Consider the following 15,427-nt stretch of genomic DNA (forward strand, 5'->3'; position numbering starts at 1 on the left):
ATAAATTTTTTCAATGCGATATCCGTTGAGGTTGTTCGCTTTTTGTTAGCCGTTGTTCGTTTAAATTTCTTTTTTCAACGATCAACTTTTGGCGGCCAACGGTGTGTTACCAGCTTGCTTTTGTAACACCCGGGATTTTTCCCTGCAATGCCATATCACGAAACTGGTTCCTGGAAATACCAAAGTGCCTCATGTATCCTCTTGGTCTGCCGGTTAACTGGCAACGGTTCCTTAAACGAACAGGAGACGCATTTTTTGGTAATAAATCCAAAGCTGAATAATCGCCGGCTGCTTTTAAAGCTGTTCTTTTTTCAGCAAATTTGGCTACCAATGCTTCACGCTTTCTTTGCCTGGCTTCAATTGATTTTTTTGCCATGTGTTACTATTATTTTTTAATATTTTTAAAAGGCATACCCAATTCTTTCAACAGCTCATACGCTTCTTCGTTTGTTTGGGCAGTGGTTACAAAAGTGATATCCAAACCAGTAATTTTATTTACTTTATCAATATCAATTTCAGGGAAAATGATCTGCTCAGTAACACCTAAAGTGTAGTTACCGCGGCCATCAAATGATTTATCATTGATACCTTTAAAGTCACGTACACGTGGTAATGATACAGAAACTAACCTGTCTAAGAATTCGTACATCTTAACTCCACGAAGCGTAACCCTTGCACCAATCGGCATGTTCTTACGCAACTTAAAATTAGAAATATCTTTTTTAGACATGGTGGCTACTGCCTTCTGACCAGTGATGTTGCTTAATTCATCAACAGCAATGTCAATCAGTTTTTTATCTGTTACCGCACCATTCACACCACGATTCAAACAAATCTTGGTAAGCTTTGGAGCTTGCATTACAGTTTTATAACTGAATTTTTTCATTAAAGCAGGTACAACTTCCTGAGTGTACTTATCTGCTAACCTTGGAGTGTTAGTTGTTGTGCTCATTATTTAATTACCTCCCCTGATTTTTTTGAAATTCTAACTAATTTACCAGTTTCACGGCTACGTTTTACTTTAGTTGGTGCACCGGCTTTTGCATCCCATAGCATCACATTACTGATAGCAATAGGCGCTTCTTTTTTAATAATACCACCTTTAGTATTCTGAGAAGTTGGTTTGGTATGTTTGGTGATGATGTTTACACCTTCAACCAACACACGGCCTTTCTCTAAAATAATTTCCAACACTTTACGTGGCTTCTTCAGGTCCTTGTCTTCACCAGTAATCACTACCACTGAATCGCCTTTTTTAATGTTGTACTTTGGTTTAAATCTTGTGCTCATTTTATTTTGCTTTTAGCTTCAGGTTACAAGCTGCAAGGGGCAACTTTAACTTTCGGCGTTTTTACTTTTCTTTACTTTAGGCTTGAAGCTGATCGCTTAAAGCTTTTTCTTACAATACTTCAGGTGCCAATGATATAATCTTCATGTAACCTTTATCACGCAATTCACGAGCCACCGGCCCAAAAATACGTGTACCTCTTGGTTCGTCAGAAGCATTTAATAATACTACTGCATTATCATCAAAGCGTATGTAAGAACCATCTTTACGACGTAATTTATTGGTTGTTCTTACAATAACAGCTTTACTAACTGTACCTTTTTTAATACCGCCTGCAGGCATTGCATCCTTAACAGTCACAACGATTTTATCGCCAATTTTTGCATAATCCTGTCCGCTGTTACCCAGCACACGGATACACAATACTTCTTTGGCACCGCTGTTATCTGCTACATTAAGTCTGCTTTCTTGTTGTATCATCTTATTTCGATTTTAGATTTTAGATTGTAGATTTTTGATTTCCTTCAACCTAAAACAATATTTTATTTTCTTAATGATCTACACTTTAGATAAATCCGAAACCGTAAATCCGAAATCTGAAATTGTATCTTATTTTACTTTTTCAACTACTTCTACCAGTCTCCAGCGTTTAGTTTTACTTAATGGACGACTTTCCATTATCTTAACTGTATCGCCAATGCTGCACTCATTCTTTTCATCATGAGCATGAAACTTTGTACTTTTCTTTACAAACTTTCCATAAAGCGGATGCTTTACTTTTCTTTCAACATTAACAGTAATGGTTTTATCCATTTTATTGCTGGATACCACTCCTAATTTTGTTTTTCTTAAATTTCTTTCAGCCATTGTACTACTTTTTATGGTTCAATTAAAACCCTAATTGTGTTTTTCTTAATGCGGTTTTCAATCTTGCAACATCCCTTCTTAATAAACGGATGCTTTGCGGATTCTCCAGTGGAGAAATTGCATGAGCGAATGCAAGCTTTTTTAAACGCAATTCATCTTCCTGAATCTTCGCTTTTAAATCTGCTTCGCTTAATCCGCTAAGGCTTTTTACAAAATCAACTTTCTTCGCCATTGTATTATAATTTTCTATTTTCAGTATTGTTTAACCAGCTTATGCTTTAAAATCGTGACGCACTACAAATTTTGTCAGGATTGGTAATTTTTGAGCTGCTAATGCAAAAGCTTCTTTTGCAGTTTGTTCAGGTACACCATCACATTCAAAAATAATTCTCCCTGGTTGCACCACAGCACACCATCCTTCAGGGTTACCTTTACCTTTACCCATCCTCACCTCAGCTGGCTTGGCAGTCATCACTTTGTCAGGAAATACCCTGATCCACACATTTCCTTCTCTCTTCATGTGACGTGTTAATGCCTGGCGGGCACTTTCTATTTGACGGTTAGTTAACCAAACACTATCCAGTGCTTTCAAACCAAATGTTCCAAAGGCTAAGGTTGCTCCACGCTTGGTGTCGCCCTTCATCATTCCCCTTTGCGCCTTTCTGTATTTTGTTCTTTTCGGTGATAACATGTTATTTCGATTTTTGATTTATGATCTCAGATTTTTGATATCCTTAATCACAATCAGATTTCTAATTTTTTAATAGTTTGATAAGGAAGGAAATCATACACCACACATCCTACATCATAAATTGTTTTTATCTTCTTCCACCCTGGCCACCGCCACGGTTTCCACCACCGCCGCCGCCTCTTCTATCTCCACCACCGCCACCTCTGCGGTCATCTCCACCTCTTCTATCATCTCTTCTGTCAAATCCACCTTGTCTTTCGCCTGGTCCACCTTCTTTACCACCACCTGCTACTACATTCGGATTTAAATCTCTTTTACCTAAAACTTCACCTTTACAGATCCATACTTTCACACCTATCTTACCATATACTGTTAAGGCAAATACATTAGCGTAATCAATATCCATACGTAGTGTATGCAATGGCGTACGGCCTTGTTTGATCTCTTCGCTACGGGCAATTTCAGCACCACCTAAACGGCCACCTACTTTTACCTTGATACCTTCTGCACCCATTCTTAAAGCAGATGCAATAGACATCTTGATCGCTCTTTTGTAATTGATACGATTTTCCAATTGACGGGCAATAGTATCAGCCACTATGTTTGCATCCAGTTCAGGACGACGTATTTCTAAAATATTGATCTGCACATCATCTTTGCTCACTAATTTCTTCAACTCTTCTTTGATCCTGTCAACTTCACCACCACCTTTACCAATGATAATACCTGGCTTGGAAGTATGGATAGTGATGATCAGTTTATTAAGCGTACGCTCAATAACGATCTTTGCTATACCACCCTTATTGATACGGGCATTAAGGTAATTTCTGATCTTATGATCTTCAATCAGTTTTTTTGGATAATCCGTTTTATTAGCGAACCAGTTACTATCCCAACCACGAATGATTCCTAACCTGGCACCTATTGGATTTGTTTTTTGACCCATATTACTTAGTTAAATCTTTTATTAATTTTTAGTTGCTTTAGTATCTACAATTACTGTTACGTGGTTGCTGCGTTTGCGAACCCTGTAACCACGGCCTTGCGGAGCAGGACGCATACGTTTGATAACTCTAGCAGCATCAACCATGATTGTTTTTACAATCAATCCGTTCTCATCACCACCTTCGTTCTTTGCTTTCCAGTTGCTGATGGCAGATACTACCAGTTTACGTAAAGGCACAGCCGGGTGCTTTGGGTTGTGTTCCAAAACAGCGAGTGCTTTTTCTACTTCCATACCACGGATCAGGTCAACCAGTAAACGCATTTTACGTGGTGATGTCGGGTAATTGTTCAATTTTGCTACTGCTTCCATTTCTTTATTAAATTTTAAGTTGTAAGTTTTAAGTGATAAGTTATAAGCAATTGTTTTACTTAAAACTTAGTACTTATTACTTAGTATCTTATGATATTTTTTTACTTGAGTGACCTCTAAAGTTTCTTGTTGGTGCAAATTCACCTAATTTATGACCTACCATAAATTCAGTTACATAAACAGGAATAAATTTGTTACCGTTATGTACTGCGAAAGTTTGTCCTACAAAATCAGGAGTAATTGTACTTCTTCTGCTCCAGGTTTTGATAACACCTTTCTTTGATTTTCCGTCGATCATAGCAGCAACTTTTGCTTCCAGCTTTGCTTCTACGTAAGGACCTTTTTTTAACGAACGAGCCATTTTGATTTTAGATTTGTGATTGTAGATTTATGATTTGCATCTTAAATTTCAATCTTGTTTATTTGCCTTGCTAAATAAAGCAAGACCATTTTAACTTTATTACTTATTTAGTTAGGTAATTTCTTACCGTTTCTTCTGGTTATGATCAGTTTACTAGAGCTCTTACCTTTTGTACGAGTGATCTCACCTTTAGCATATTTACCTTTACGGCTACGTGGGTGACCACCACTTGCTCTACCTTCACCACCACCCATCGGGTGATCTACAGGGTTCATTGCTACTGCTCTTGTTCTTGGACGGATACCTTTCCACCTGTTACGGCCGGCCTTACCCATACTTTCCAGGCTATGATCTCCGTTACTTACCACACCTACAGTTGCATAACAGTTGATCAATACTTTTCTTAATTCGCCGCTTGGCATTTTTAAGATGGCATATTTTTCTTCCTTGTTACTTAATTGTGCTGATGTACCTGCACTTCTTACTAAAATACCACCTTGACCAGGCTGCATCTCGATATTGTGTACGTTAGTACCTAATGGCATATTCTTAAACAATAATGCATTACCTAATTCAGGAGCAACATTATCGCCGCTTATAACGGTTTGGCCTACCTGCAACCCCTGTGGTGCAATGATGTAACGCTTTTCTCCATCAGCATAATTCAATAATGCGATGAAAGCAGTACGGTTTGGATCATACTCAATAGTTTTAACTACTGCAGGAATATTTTTCTTATCTCTCTTAAAATCCACTATACGGTACATGGTTTTGTTTCCACCACCCATGTAACGCATACTCCTTCTACCCTGTACGTTACGTCCGGCTGTATTCTTTTGTTTTTCCAACAAAGTCTTTTCTGGTACATTGGTGGTAATCTCTTCGTAAGCATTACCAATTCTCCATCTGGTACCGGCTGTTGTTGGTTTGTATTTTCTAAGTGCCATTTTTAATTACTTTTTATTTTGTCAAAACTTTGCGGTGCTGACCACCATTCATTATTATTAGTATTAGATGCCGCTGCCGTACAGGTCAATTGTTTCACCTTCTGCAACAGTTACAATTGCTTTCTTTTTAGAAGGTTTACGGCCTACTATAAATCCGGCTTTTGTATATTTTGCTTTAGCTTTTGATGGAACAATAATGGTATTTACCTGGCTAACCTGTACACCATAAAATTGTTCTACCGCTTTTTTAATTTCAAGCTTGTTTGCCTTTTTATCTACCACAAAAGAATAACGGTTTTGTTTTTCTGTTTGTTTGTTGGCCTTTTCAGATAAGATCGGCTTTATTAAAATGTCAGACGGGTTCATTGTCTAGTAATTTGTTGTTATTAAATTATGCTTCTGCTTCTTCAGCTGTAAATACTTTAGCTGCATTTTCTGTTAACACTAATACGTTAGCATTAATGATATCGTAAGTGTTGATGTCTCTGATCAATGTGCCATTTACATTAGCAATATTGCGAAGACTTAAATACAGGTTATCGCTGTTTTCAGGAATTACAAACAAAGATTTTTTTCCGGCAACACCTAAGTTTTTCAACATAGTTGTAAACTGTTGTGTTTTTGGTTTGTCCATCTGCACATCTTCTACAACAACGATAGCATTATCTTTTGCTTTATAAGCCAATGCACTCATCTTAGCCAGGGTTTTCACTTTCTGATTCAATTTGATATCATACTTGTGTGGTTTTGGACCAAAGATAGTACCACCACCTTTATACAAAGGGTTACGCAGGTTACCTTTACGGGCACCACCGGTTCCTTTTTGTTTGTGTAATTTCTTAGAAGAACCATGTACTTCCATACGGGTTTTTACCTTGTGCGTACCCTGGCGTTGTGCACCCTGGTATTGCTTAACCGCAAGGTAAATAACGTGGTCGTTAGGTTCGATACCAAAAATTGCTTCTGGTAACTCAACCGTTCTGCCGGTTTTCTTTCCTTCTACATTTAAAACGTCTACTTGCATTGTGCTATATTTATTCGCAATAAAATTGCGAGTACATAATTATTTTTGAATTAAAACGATTGAACCGTTATGGCCTGGTACAGAACCACTAACCAGGATGTAATTTTTCTCTGCGAAAATCTTTACTACTTTCAATCCTTTCATGGTAACCCTGTCTTGCCCCATACGGCCACCCATGCGCATACCTTTAAATACACGGCTGGCATCAGATGAGTTACCGATTGAACCCGGTGCTCTCTGACGATCATGCTGTCCGTGAGATTGCTCACCAACACCACTAAAACCATGACGCTTAACCACACCCTGGAAACCTTTACCTTTTGTAGTACCAACTACTTCAATTTTATCACCTTCGGTAAAGATGTCAACAGTGATGGTTTCACCCACAGCTTTGTCGATTTCGCTATCGCGTATTTCCTGAACGAATTTTTTAGGAGAGGTCTGGGCTTTGGCGAAATGCCCTGTTTCTGACTTTAAGGAGTGCTTTTCTTTTTTGTCGCCGAATGCTATCTGGAGAGCATTATAACCATCTGTTTCAATGGTTTTCTTTTGCGTTACAACGCACGGACCAGCTTCAATAATAGTAACAGCAGTTTGCTTGCCTGTTGTATCGAAGATACTGGTCATGCCAATTTTCTTTCCAATAATACTTTTCATTGTATCTTGTTTTTATCCAGCGGTGCAGGCCGTTAAGCCGGTACATGGATGTTCATACTTTTTTTCTTTTTAAGAACTTAGCTTCTGCTTTCTCCTGCTCTGTTGCCGGAGAAGTTCATTAAGCTTTGATCTCAACATCAACACCACTTGGTAAGTCTAACTTACTTAAAGCATCTACCGTACGGCTGCTGCTGGTGTAAATGTCTAATAAACGTTTGTGTGTACACAGTTGAAACTGTTCACGTGCCTTCTTGTTAACGTGAGGTGCACGCAATACAGTAAAAATTTTCTTGTGCGTAGGTAAAGGAATTGGACCTGTAACTACTGCACCTGTACTACGAACAGTTTTTACAATCTTTTCGGCTGATTTATCAACTAAGTTGTGGTCGTAAGACTGTAATTTGATTCTGATTCTCTGTGACATATGTAAAGAACTTTAAAATTTCCTTTTTTTAATTTGGAGTGCAAAGGTAATGGGTTCTTTTGATATGGCAAAAGGATTACGGAAAGTTTTTTAGATTTTCTTTGCTAAGGAGTTTATCAATACCGCTGCGAAGAGAATTGGAGAGCAATATATTGACAACGTGTATATACATAAATTATTGATTATTAATAATTTATGCTAATAATGATCTTTGATAACATGGCGCATTACAATTACGGCAGCTGAATTAATTAAGGCATATTTTACCTGAACGCAAAATACTTCTCAAAAGAATAGCAGTTGCTGATCAGGTCCTCAAAATCGCCGGGGTATTTTTTCTTCAGTTGTATATAATATTTATTGGTCTTTGTGTTGGCGCCATCCTCAACATCTATCTGCCGGTACTTTTCGCAACGCCCCGCCATGCGCAGGCAAAGCGCAGCAAATTGGGGCGTTGCTGCAACAGCCATCGCTTTTAAATAATATTGCTTTGCAAGATTGGCCTGGTGGTATTCGGCATCATCCGGCAATTGCTCTCTTCCTACATAATTTGACCATGCATACCGCCGCATCATCCACGAATTACCGAATTCCGTCATATTAAAATAACAATTGGCAGCTAAAAAATAATGCAGGTCCCTGTCCCGTTCTTTCACATCATTGGCTTTTTGCAAATGAGAAAGCAGTTTTGCCACCAGCGTGGTTTTGGTATAGCGCACTGTATCTGCCTTGGTGGTTTTGTGCTCCGCATAAAAATTAGTGTAAAAAGCATTGGCATCAAGATAATCGTGGTAACTGTATTTCGAGGAACTCCAGACAGTATCATTTACATTTTCAAAAGCAGCATAGGCTTTATGCAGGTTGTTCAGCCGCATGTATTTTGTACCCAGCAGATCGTACAGGATATCTATATCACCGGAAACCCCGCTGTACAACCATTGCTCAAAACGATCCTTACCGGCAGAGTGATGCTGTTCAATAGCATTGATAACAGCTTCCACCTGCGATGGCGTATAAACAACATCTAAATAATCAAAATAATTATCATAAAAATCCTGTGCCCTGCTCTGGTGGTTTTTCCGGGTGCGCCAGTACACGGCTTTTTCATCATCGTATTCTTCATTAGTATTCAGTTGGGTATACAAAAGGGCTGCCTGGGTGGTATAGCCTTTAAATTCAAGTTCGCGGGCAAAAGCAAAAACAAAGCGGTTGTTCTTAAGCGCCGCCTGCTCCATTAAAACCTTTTTGATCCCAGCAGTAAATGCAGCACCGGTATTGGGCATGCCTGCAACACACAGGGCCTTTATCATTTGAGCAGTTTGTGCCGAAGCAGGAATGGTTTTAATAGTGGCCAGGCACAGGTCCCTGTCACCGGTCATTAAAGCCAGGTAAGCTTTTACAGTTTTTACTAATACAGGATCCTGTACTTTATTAAGGTGGATGGTATTTACAAATTGCAGCACCTGCTGTGCATAGGCCCTGTCCTTATCAATATGCCGCAGTGCAAATTTTGAAGCATCATGAAGATCATACCATTCATAATCACCAAAAGCATGCTGACCATCCACAGCAGGAACAAAATAAGTATAGTAAGGTGTATAGATCCAGTCTTCCAGTTTGTTCATCTCCCGCAGCAATAAAAAACTAAAAGCCTCGCTGTTGGGTTGCAGCTGGTAAATATTCATCAGCCCCTTTAAACCCTTGCCCGCATTTTTAAGATTATCCATCAAAGAGACAGCAGCCTTTTCTTTATTGTTCCTTGTGTAGGAAAGTGTGGCAGCCAATGGAATATCAACATTATAATGCTGCAGTATGCCCAGCCTTTTATCAGGCGCATTGGAAAACACCAGTGCAAAAAAATAATTCTGCCGGGCACGGTCCGTTTCGGTCATGGCCTTAAAATACAAAGCCCAATAGTCAATGATATCGCCTGCATTTTTAGCACTCACAAAATACCGGTCGTACAGCCAGTTGATCACTTTTTCATCACCGCTGTAAAAAGCCAGTCGCATCAGCACAAACGCATAGCGTTTGCGGATCATTTTATCAGGCGTGGTGGCCATTACCTTCATACCCTGCTGAATAAAAGGCAGGCTTAAATAATTTTTAGCATCAGTGCTTCTTTCCCAGGGATCGTCCTGCCAGGTATTCAATTGGTTGCAGTGCTTGGCAAATTTCAGGTAGTTGATGGCCGCGGTATCTTTTACAGTAAAAAGATAGTTGAGCATAGCATTACCCGTACTTGTTTTATCCAGTTCACTTTCATCCACATCATAAACAGCCTGGTAAATGCTACCGATATCTGCTTTATTCTTACAATAGGCCTTCCACAATAATACATTCACCGCTCTTCCCGCTTCTTCATTTGGGTAAACACTGTCATTGTCGTAAAAAATACTGGCGGTATAATTCATGCCGAAAAAACCACTGCAGCCAAAAGCTTTGGGATCCAGTATAGAAAAACGGATAGCATCGCCATAGGGATAATAAGGGCCACAGGCTATTGCGTTGATGCAAAAACTATTCAGCGTTATTATACAAACGATCCAGTGTTTCATTGCTGTATTTTTTAAGTATCTGTTCATCTAAATGAAAAAAGCTTACAGTAGTTGTACCTGTAAAATGAACCCGGTCTTTTAACAGTGCCAGCGTTTTTTCCAACTGGTCTGGTGTTATTGCTTCATACTTTATCCTGTCGCCCGAACGCAAATAAATATCATTGATCACTGTATCAGTGGCCACCCTGTACCACAAAGGGTTTTCCTTAATGGCAAAGGTCCTGATATCACGCACATCGTGCAGTATGCCGGCAAACCGTTCGTTTTGAAAACAAAGCATCCACGAGTTCACAGGCAATGCAATATCCAGGTGCAGGGGATACGTGTTTTTAGTAAGGTATTTTTTTAATTCATCAATATCAAGGATAGAATTTGTATCATCCTGGGCCAAAGGATTATTAAGATTATAGCACATCAGCATAGCCTTATCAACAGGCGGCACACCCATCAGGTTAGGATATTTATAAGGATATAATCTTAAGGTGCAGGAAATTAATTTTTTTGTTTGCTGCTTCAGCGCTTTCAGTAAGTAAAAATATTTATCCTTTGTGGCAGCGGTCCAGTCGCAATCAATCTGCAGTTCATTATACGTCCTGTCGGCAACAACATGTTCTTTAAATTTCTTCTGCACCAAAAATAAAATATTGTCGGCCAGCGAATCCAGTCCCGCATTACTTGCCTGTGCAAGCACTTCGGTTTTTATAAACACCACCGGTACAATATCCAGCCTTGCCAGCACCGAATCATTATGCTCGCCATAGGAATAATTAAAATGAATATTTGTTTTGGAAATGGGCCTTGCACCAAATAACCGGTGCTGTTCTACTTCAAAAAATTTTACGTACAGTTTTTTTACCTGTAAAGTATCAATCGCTTTTATTTCGCTTGCATTAAAATTACTAACGTCGGCTTTCCAGTAATAAAAAGCTCTTTGTACTGCAACCTTAGGTTGATGCTTACACGAAGCAAGCACAGCAGCACAAATAAATAAATAAATAAAAAATCCTGGACGGGAGTAGGCGGTCATTGCAGCGCTGGATATACCCCGTAAGGTAGAAATGTTTTATGATTATTAAATCTGTTTTAGAATTTAATTAACACATAAATTTTAGCCGCCTTCAAAATAACAATGCTGAGCTGTTATTTTTTTTCCACACTGCCCGAACTGTTTACGTTTTTTTTTACAGCCGCTTCGCCATAATATTCTATTGAACCACTACTGGAGGCTTTTGCATTCAGGTTTACACTTGCATTTACCGCTGCACTCCCACTGCTGTTTGCATTTACATCAGCATTTTCACATAATAGTTCAGCCGACTTTATATCTCCACTGCTGGAAGCTTCAGCCGTGTAATTTTTAGTTCGCCCCCTAAGCGTTACCGATGCTGAGCTACTGGCTTCTGCCTCAACATCCGGTGCATCAACTTCTGCATCTATATCTGCTGAAGAGGAGGCTTTAAACCTCAGTTTTTTGTTGTTTTTCACAATATCCAGCACCTTTACATCTGCAGATGAAGATGCTGTTATAGTTTGTAAATCCGGTGTGGTGATGTATACTTTAAGGTGTGCGTCACCAAAATTGTGCAGCCCTTTTATTTTTATACTTAATTCCCCATCAGATACTCCGGTTACAATATGCTTAATAATATTGTCATCTGCCTCTACCTTCACTTCTGTAACCGGCCCTATCTTTATCTCTACTTCAATAGCATTGCTGACAGAAATACCTGAAAAACCTGCCACTGTTCTTGTTTCCGTAACAATATTGCCACTTCCAGAGGTATAGTCGCATGAGTTTAGCAGCAGTAAGAGTGTACTGCAAAGGAGAATTACTTGTTTCATGGCTGAATATTTTACGACAAATATAAAAAGCTAAATGCTAAACCTCCTACCATTCAACTAATTATTTACCTTCGCAGCCATATGACGGAAAAAATACTTATTCTGGATTTTGGATCGCAATACACCCAATTGATTGCCCGTGCGGTAAGGGAAGCCAATGTTTATTGCGAAATAGTACCTTATAACAAGGAAATTGTTTATGAACCGGGGTTAAAAGGAATTATCCTTGGGGGATCTCCTTTTTCGGTAAATGAGGAAAAGGCACTTATTGTGGATGTAAAAGCCATGACTGAAAAATTACCTGTACTGGGTATTTGCTATGGTGCACAGCTTACAGCAAAATTATTTGGCGGCAGGGTTGATAAAAGCGAAAAAAGAGAATACGGAAGAGCTATTTTTTCCAAAACAAAGGAAGATGCTTTTCTTGAAAATGTATCCCCCACTTCGCAGGTTTGGATGAGCCATAGTGATACCATTAAAGTATTGCCGGAAGGTTTTGAGCTTTTGGGCACTACAGAAAGTATTCCTGTAGCAGCATTTAAAAGCAATGGTGCTACCACACACCCTTTATATGGATTGCAATTTCATCCGGAAGTATATCATTCTACAGAAGGCAAAACGATCATTAAAAACTTTTTAATTAATATTTGCGGCTGTACCTGCGACTGGACGCCGGAACATTTTATTACCGACACTGTTGCAGCACTAAAAAAACAAATTGGCGACCGCAAAGTTATTATGGCTTTGAGCGGCGGCGTTGACAGCACCGTGGCTGCAACACTTATTCACAGGGCAATTGGCAAAAATCTTTATGGCATTTTTGTTGATAACGGTGTACTGCGTAAAGACGAATTTGAACAGGTAATTAAAACCTACAATGAAATTGGCCTGAATGTGAAAGGTATTGATGCCAGGGAACATTTTTATACAAAGCTGGCCGGCAAATCAGACCCCGAGGAAAAAAGAAAAGTAATTGGCGGCAGCTTTATTGAAATATTTGACCAGGAAGCCAAAAAAATAGAGGGTGTGGAATTGTTAGGACAAGGAACCATTTATCCTGATGTGATTGAATCGCTCTCGGTACACGGACCATCTGCCACTATTAAGAGCCACCATAATGTGGGTGGTTTACCTGATACGATGAAACTGGAACTGGTAGAACCTTTGCGATCCTTATTTAAAGATGAGGTAAGGCGTGTAGGTACAGAATTGGGTATCCCTCCATTGATGATCAACCGCCACCCTTTTCCGGGGCCGGGACTGGCAATTAGAATTTTAGGAGAAGTGACTGAAGAAAAGGTACGGTTATTGCAGGATGCAGATGCTATATATATTAATGGCTTAAAAAAATATAATTTATATACAACCGTGTGGCAGGCAGGCACCATCTTGTTACCTGTAAAAAGCGTGGGTGTGATGGGTGATGAAAGAACTTATGAATTTACTGTAGCATTAAGAGCAGTAACTTCCGTGGATGGGATGACAGCAGACTGGGCGCACTTACCGTATGAATTTTTGGCCGATATATCCAATGAAATAATCAATAATGTAAAAGGCATCAACCGTGTGGTATATGATATTAGCAGTAAACCGCCGGCAACAATTGAATGGGAATAATGCTTCGGTTTTGTTGAAGACAGTTTAGCGTTTAGAGGTGTAGAAGTTTAGTTTTGATATTTAGAATTGATTATTATGAATAAAAAGATTTTCAGGCTATCATTGTTTGTACTGGCAGTTGTTGCAGTTTTAAATGTAACAGCGCAAACAGATTCGTTAAAAAAAATGCCCACTTATAAGGTTGGGATTTTTGCCCCGCTTTACCTAGATTCAATGTTCAGCAACAACACTTTTCGTTACAAACAGGGCCTGCCTAAATTTATAGTGCCTGCAGTTGAGTTTGTACAAGGTGCGGAGATTGCGCTGGATTCCATGAAATCGGGCAATGGAAATATTGACGCTACTATATACGATTCTAAATCGTACACAAAAAATATCAGTTACCTCATTAATGCAAAACAATTAGACAACCTCGATCTTATTATCGGTTCGGTTAAAGATGCAGATTACAAGCAACTGGCAGATTTTGCTTTAGCAAAAAACATCCCCTTTATTTCCGCCACATACCCTAACGATGGAGGCATAACCGCCAATCCTTTCACCGTGATCATGAACTCTACACTGAAAGCACATTGCGAAGCTATTTACAGTTATCTTTTGCAGCAACATGGTACCGACCAGATTTTTTTATGCAGAAAAAATGGTACACAGGAAGATAAAGTAGCAGGCTATTTTAAATTTTTAAATGAACAGGATGGCAGGGCTTTGTTGAATATAAAAACATTAAATTTCGATAGTACAATTAGTTCATCTTACCTCCAATCTAAATTAGACAGCAATAGAAAATCTGTTATTATAGGCGGCAGCCTTGATGAAAATTTTGCAGGCAACCTTGGAGCAGCTTGTTATGATTTACCTGCAGTGTACAACAGGATATTAATAGGCATGCCCAACTGGGATGGCTTTGCATCTTTACAAAAGAAAGATGATTTTAAGGATTTTCCTTTCTATTTTACCTCGCCTTATTATAATGAGAAAAAAGATACTTACAGTAAAATACTGATGAGTGCTTATGCAAAGAAATTTAAGATAAAGCCAAGTGATATGGCATTTAAAGGGTTTGAAACAGTTTACTTATTTACAAAGCTGCTTACCAAATATCCTGATGACCTTATTAACCACATTAATGATAAAACAGAAAAAGTATTTTGTGATTATAATTTCAGGCCGGTAGTATTAAAAAAAGAAACTGCTACTCCTGATTATTTTGAAAATAAGCATTTGTATTTTATAAAATTACTGAATGGGGCTACTTCCAAGGCCTGGTAAACAAACTACTTATTTTACCAGGTACTTCTTTTGAAAACTATACAATGCAATAAATACTGCAGTTATTGCTATGCCGATATAACTTTTCCAATCGGCAAACTGGTATTTCCCCATAAAAAAAACTCCGCTGGCAATAGGTACAATTTGCCCGGCAATATATAACCAATAGCCATCCTTTTTAAATTTCCGCATCCATAATGCTCCAACGAAACATAATATTATACCAAGGGCGCTGGTAACTAAAACCGGGATAATATTTTTTTCAGACATGGCAATCATTTCTTTAGCCTTTGCAAAATCTTCTAATTGTTTTGCAGTAAGCTCCTGCCCGGAGGACTCCGCTTTATCCATCATATTTTTTGAGAAATTCAGTAACCAGGGAGTAATTGCTGTTATAAGAATTTGAACGCCGCATCCAATAAAAGTAAGGATTGTAAGAATATTTAATCCTGATGGCAGCACATCATTTTGATGCTCATCGTAATTTAATAAATCATTTGCAGTATCCTGGCTCATATAAAATAATTTGCAACAAGGTAAGTTGTTTCCAAAATATTTCAAAGCAAT

General features: G+C 38.7%; 21 protein-coding genes. 2 read left to right on the forward strand and 19 right to left on the reverse strand.

What is annotated here, in order from left to right:
* Window positions 1–106: 106 nt before the first annotated feature.
* The 18 genes from rpsN to ACQ334_RS07170 form a co-directional block, all read right to left on the reverse strand.
* Window positions 107–376, reverse strand: a complete 270-nt coding sequence (gene rpsN / locus ACQ334_RS07085) for a 30S ribosomal protein S14 (RefSeq protein ID WP_430987484.1) — start codon at window positions 374–376, stop codon at window positions 107–109.
* 9 nt (window positions 377–385) lie between these two features.
* On the reverse strand, window positions 386–952 hold the full coding sequence (rplE, locus tag ACQ334_RS07090) for a 50S ribosomal protein L5 (protein ID WP_430987485.1): 567 nt from the start codon (window positions 950–952) through the stop codon (window positions 386–388).
* On the reverse strand, window positions 952–1,290 hold the full coding sequence (gene rplX, locus ACQ334_RS07095) for a 50S ribosomal protein L24 (protein ID WP_430987486.1): 339 nt from the start codon (window positions 1,288–1,290) through the stop codon (window positions 952–954). Before rplX ends, rplE begins: the two co-directional genes overlap by 1 nt.
* A gap of 109 nt (window positions 1,291–1,399) precedes the next feature.
* Complete coding sequence (gene rplN, locus ACQ334_RS07100) at window positions 1,400–1,768, reverse strand: 50S ribosomal protein L14 (protein ID WP_430987487.1); 369 nt, start codon at window positions 1,766–1,768, stop codon at window positions 1,400–1,402.
* A gap of 129 nt (window positions 1,769–1,897) precedes the next feature.
* Window positions 1,898–2,155, reverse strand: coding sequence for a 30S ribosomal protein S17 (rpsQ, locus tag ACQ334_RS07105; protein WP_430987488.1), 258 nt, complete (start codon window positions 2,153–2,155; stop codon window positions 1,898–1,900).
* A 22-nt stretch (window positions 2,156–2,177) separates the two neighbouring features.
* The gene (rpmC, locus tag ACQ334_RS07110; protein WP_430987489.1) at window positions 2,178–2,387 is read right to left on the reverse strand and encodes a 50S ribosomal protein L29; all 210 of its coding nucleotides are present in this window, start codon (window positions 2,385–2,387) and stop codon (window positions 2,178–2,180) included.
* 39 nt (window positions 2,388–2,426) lie between these two features.
* On the reverse strand, window positions 2,427–2,846 hold the full coding sequence (gene rplP / locus ACQ334_RS07115) for a 50S ribosomal protein L16 (protein WP_430987490.1): 420 nt from the start codon (window positions 2,844–2,846) through the stop codon (window positions 2,427–2,429).
* A 127-nt stretch (window positions 2,847–2,973) separates the two neighbouring features.
* Window positions 2,974–3,792 carry a 30S ribosomal protein S3 gene (gene rpsC / locus ACQ334_RS07120; protein ID WP_430987491.1) on the reverse strand — a complete coding sequence of 273 codons (819 nt, stop codon included), beginning with the start codon at window positions 3,790–3,792 and terminating at the stop codon, window positions 2,974–2,976.
* 21 nt (window positions 3,793–3,813) lie between these two features.
* Window positions 3,814–4,161, reverse strand: a complete 348-nt coding sequence (gene rplV, locus ACQ334_RS07125) for a 50S ribosomal protein L22 (RefSeq protein WP_430987492.1) — start codon at window positions 4,159–4,161, stop codon at window positions 3,814–3,816.
* A gap of 88 nt (window positions 4,162–4,249) precedes the next feature.
* Window positions 4,250–4,522: a 30S ribosomal protein S19 gene (gene rpsS / locus ACQ334_RS07130; RefSeq protein WP_430987493.1), complete on the reverse strand. Its 273-nt coding sequence runs from the start codon at window positions 4,520–4,522 to the stop codon at window positions 4,250–4,252.
* Between the two features lie 107 nt (window positions 4,523–4,629).
* Window positions 4,630–5,469 carry a 50S ribosomal protein L2 gene (gene rplB / locus ACQ334_RS07135; protein WP_430987494.1) on the reverse strand — a complete coding sequence of 280 codons (840 nt, stop codon included), beginning with the start codon at window positions 5,467–5,469 and terminating at the stop codon, window positions 4,630–4,632.
* Between the two features lie 63 nt (window positions 5,470–5,532).
* Window positions 5,533–5,835: a 50S ribosomal protein L23 gene (gene rplW / locus ACQ334_RS07140; protein WP_430987495.1), complete on the reverse strand. Its 303-nt coding sequence runs from the start codon at window positions 5,833–5,835 to the stop codon at window positions 5,533–5,535.
* A gap of 25 nt (window positions 5,836–5,860) precedes the next feature.
* A complete protein-coding gene (gene rplD / locus ACQ334_RS07145) occupies window positions 5,861–6,493 on the reverse strand; it encodes a 50S ribosomal protein L4 (RefSeq protein WP_430987496.1) in 633 nt (210 codons plus the stop codon).
* Between the two features lie 39 nt (window positions 6,494–6,532).
* Window positions 6,533–7,150, reverse strand: coding sequence for a 50S ribosomal protein L3 (gene rplC / locus ACQ334_RS07150; RefSeq protein ID WP_430987497.1), 618 nt, complete (start codon window positions 7,148–7,150; stop codon window positions 6,533–6,535).
* 118 nt (window positions 7,151–7,268) lie between these two features.
* Window positions 7,269–7,574, reverse strand: coding sequence for a 30S ribosomal protein S10 (gene rpsJ, locus ACQ334_RS07155; RefSeq protein WP_290339494.1), 306 nt, complete (start codon window positions 7,572–7,574; stop codon window positions 7,269–7,271).
* A 263-nt stretch (window positions 7,575–7,837) separates the two neighbouring features.
* A complete protein-coding gene (locus tag ACQ334_RS07160; protein WP_430987498.1) occupies window positions 7,838–10,132 on the reverse strand; it encodes a hypothetical protein in 2,295 nt (764 codons plus the stop codon).
* On the reverse strand, window positions 10,095–11,159 hold the full coding sequence (locus ACQ334_RS07165; RefSeq protein ID WP_430987499.1) for a hypothetical protein: 1,065 nt from the start codon (window positions 11,157–11,159) through the stop codon (window positions 10,095–10,097). Before ACQ334_RS07165 ends, ACQ334_RS07160 begins: the two co-directional genes overlap by 38 nt.
* A gap of 113 nt (window positions 11,160–11,272) precedes the next feature.
* On the reverse strand, window positions 11,273–11,974 hold the full coding sequence (locus tag ACQ334_RS07170; RefSeq protein ID WP_430987500.1) for a head GIN domain-containing protein: 702 nt from the start codon (window positions 11,972–11,974) through the stop codon (window positions 11,273–11,275).
* An 81-nt stretch (window positions 11,975–12,055) separates the two neighbouring features.
* Between ACQ334_RS07170 and guaA the strand changes: the two genes are divergently transcribed.
* Window positions 12,056–13,591 carry a glutamine-hydrolyzing GMP synthase gene (guaA, locus tag ACQ334_RS07175; RefSeq protein WP_430987501.1) on the forward strand — a complete coding sequence of 512 codons (1,536 nt, stop codon included), beginning with the start codon at window positions 12,056–12,058 and terminating at the stop codon, window positions 13,589–13,591.
* Window positions 13,592–13,666: 75 nt separating this feature from the next.
* Window positions 13,667–14,860, forward strand: a complete 1,194-nt coding sequence (locus ACQ334_RS07180) for an ABC transporter substrate-binding protein (protein WP_430987502.1) — start codon at window positions 13,667–13,669, stop codon at window positions 14,858–14,860.
* 9 nt (window positions 14,861–14,869) lie between these two features.
* On the opposite strand, the gene ACQ334_RS07185 is transcribed toward ACQ334_RS07180, so the two are convergent.
* Window positions 14,870–15,376 (reverse strand): hypothetical protein, encoded by a 507-nt coding sequence (locus tag ACQ334_RS07185; RefSeq protein ID WP_430987503.1) that lies wholly within the window; start codon window positions 15,374–15,376, stop codon window positions 14,870–14,872.
* Window positions 15,377–15,427 lie beyond the last annotated feature (51 nt).

Source organism: Ferruginibacter sp. SUN106 (assembly GCF_050611765.1).
In the GTDB taxonomy this organism is placed as follows: Bacteria; Bacteroidota; Bacteroidia; order Chitinophagales; family Chitinophagaceae; genus Ferruginibacter.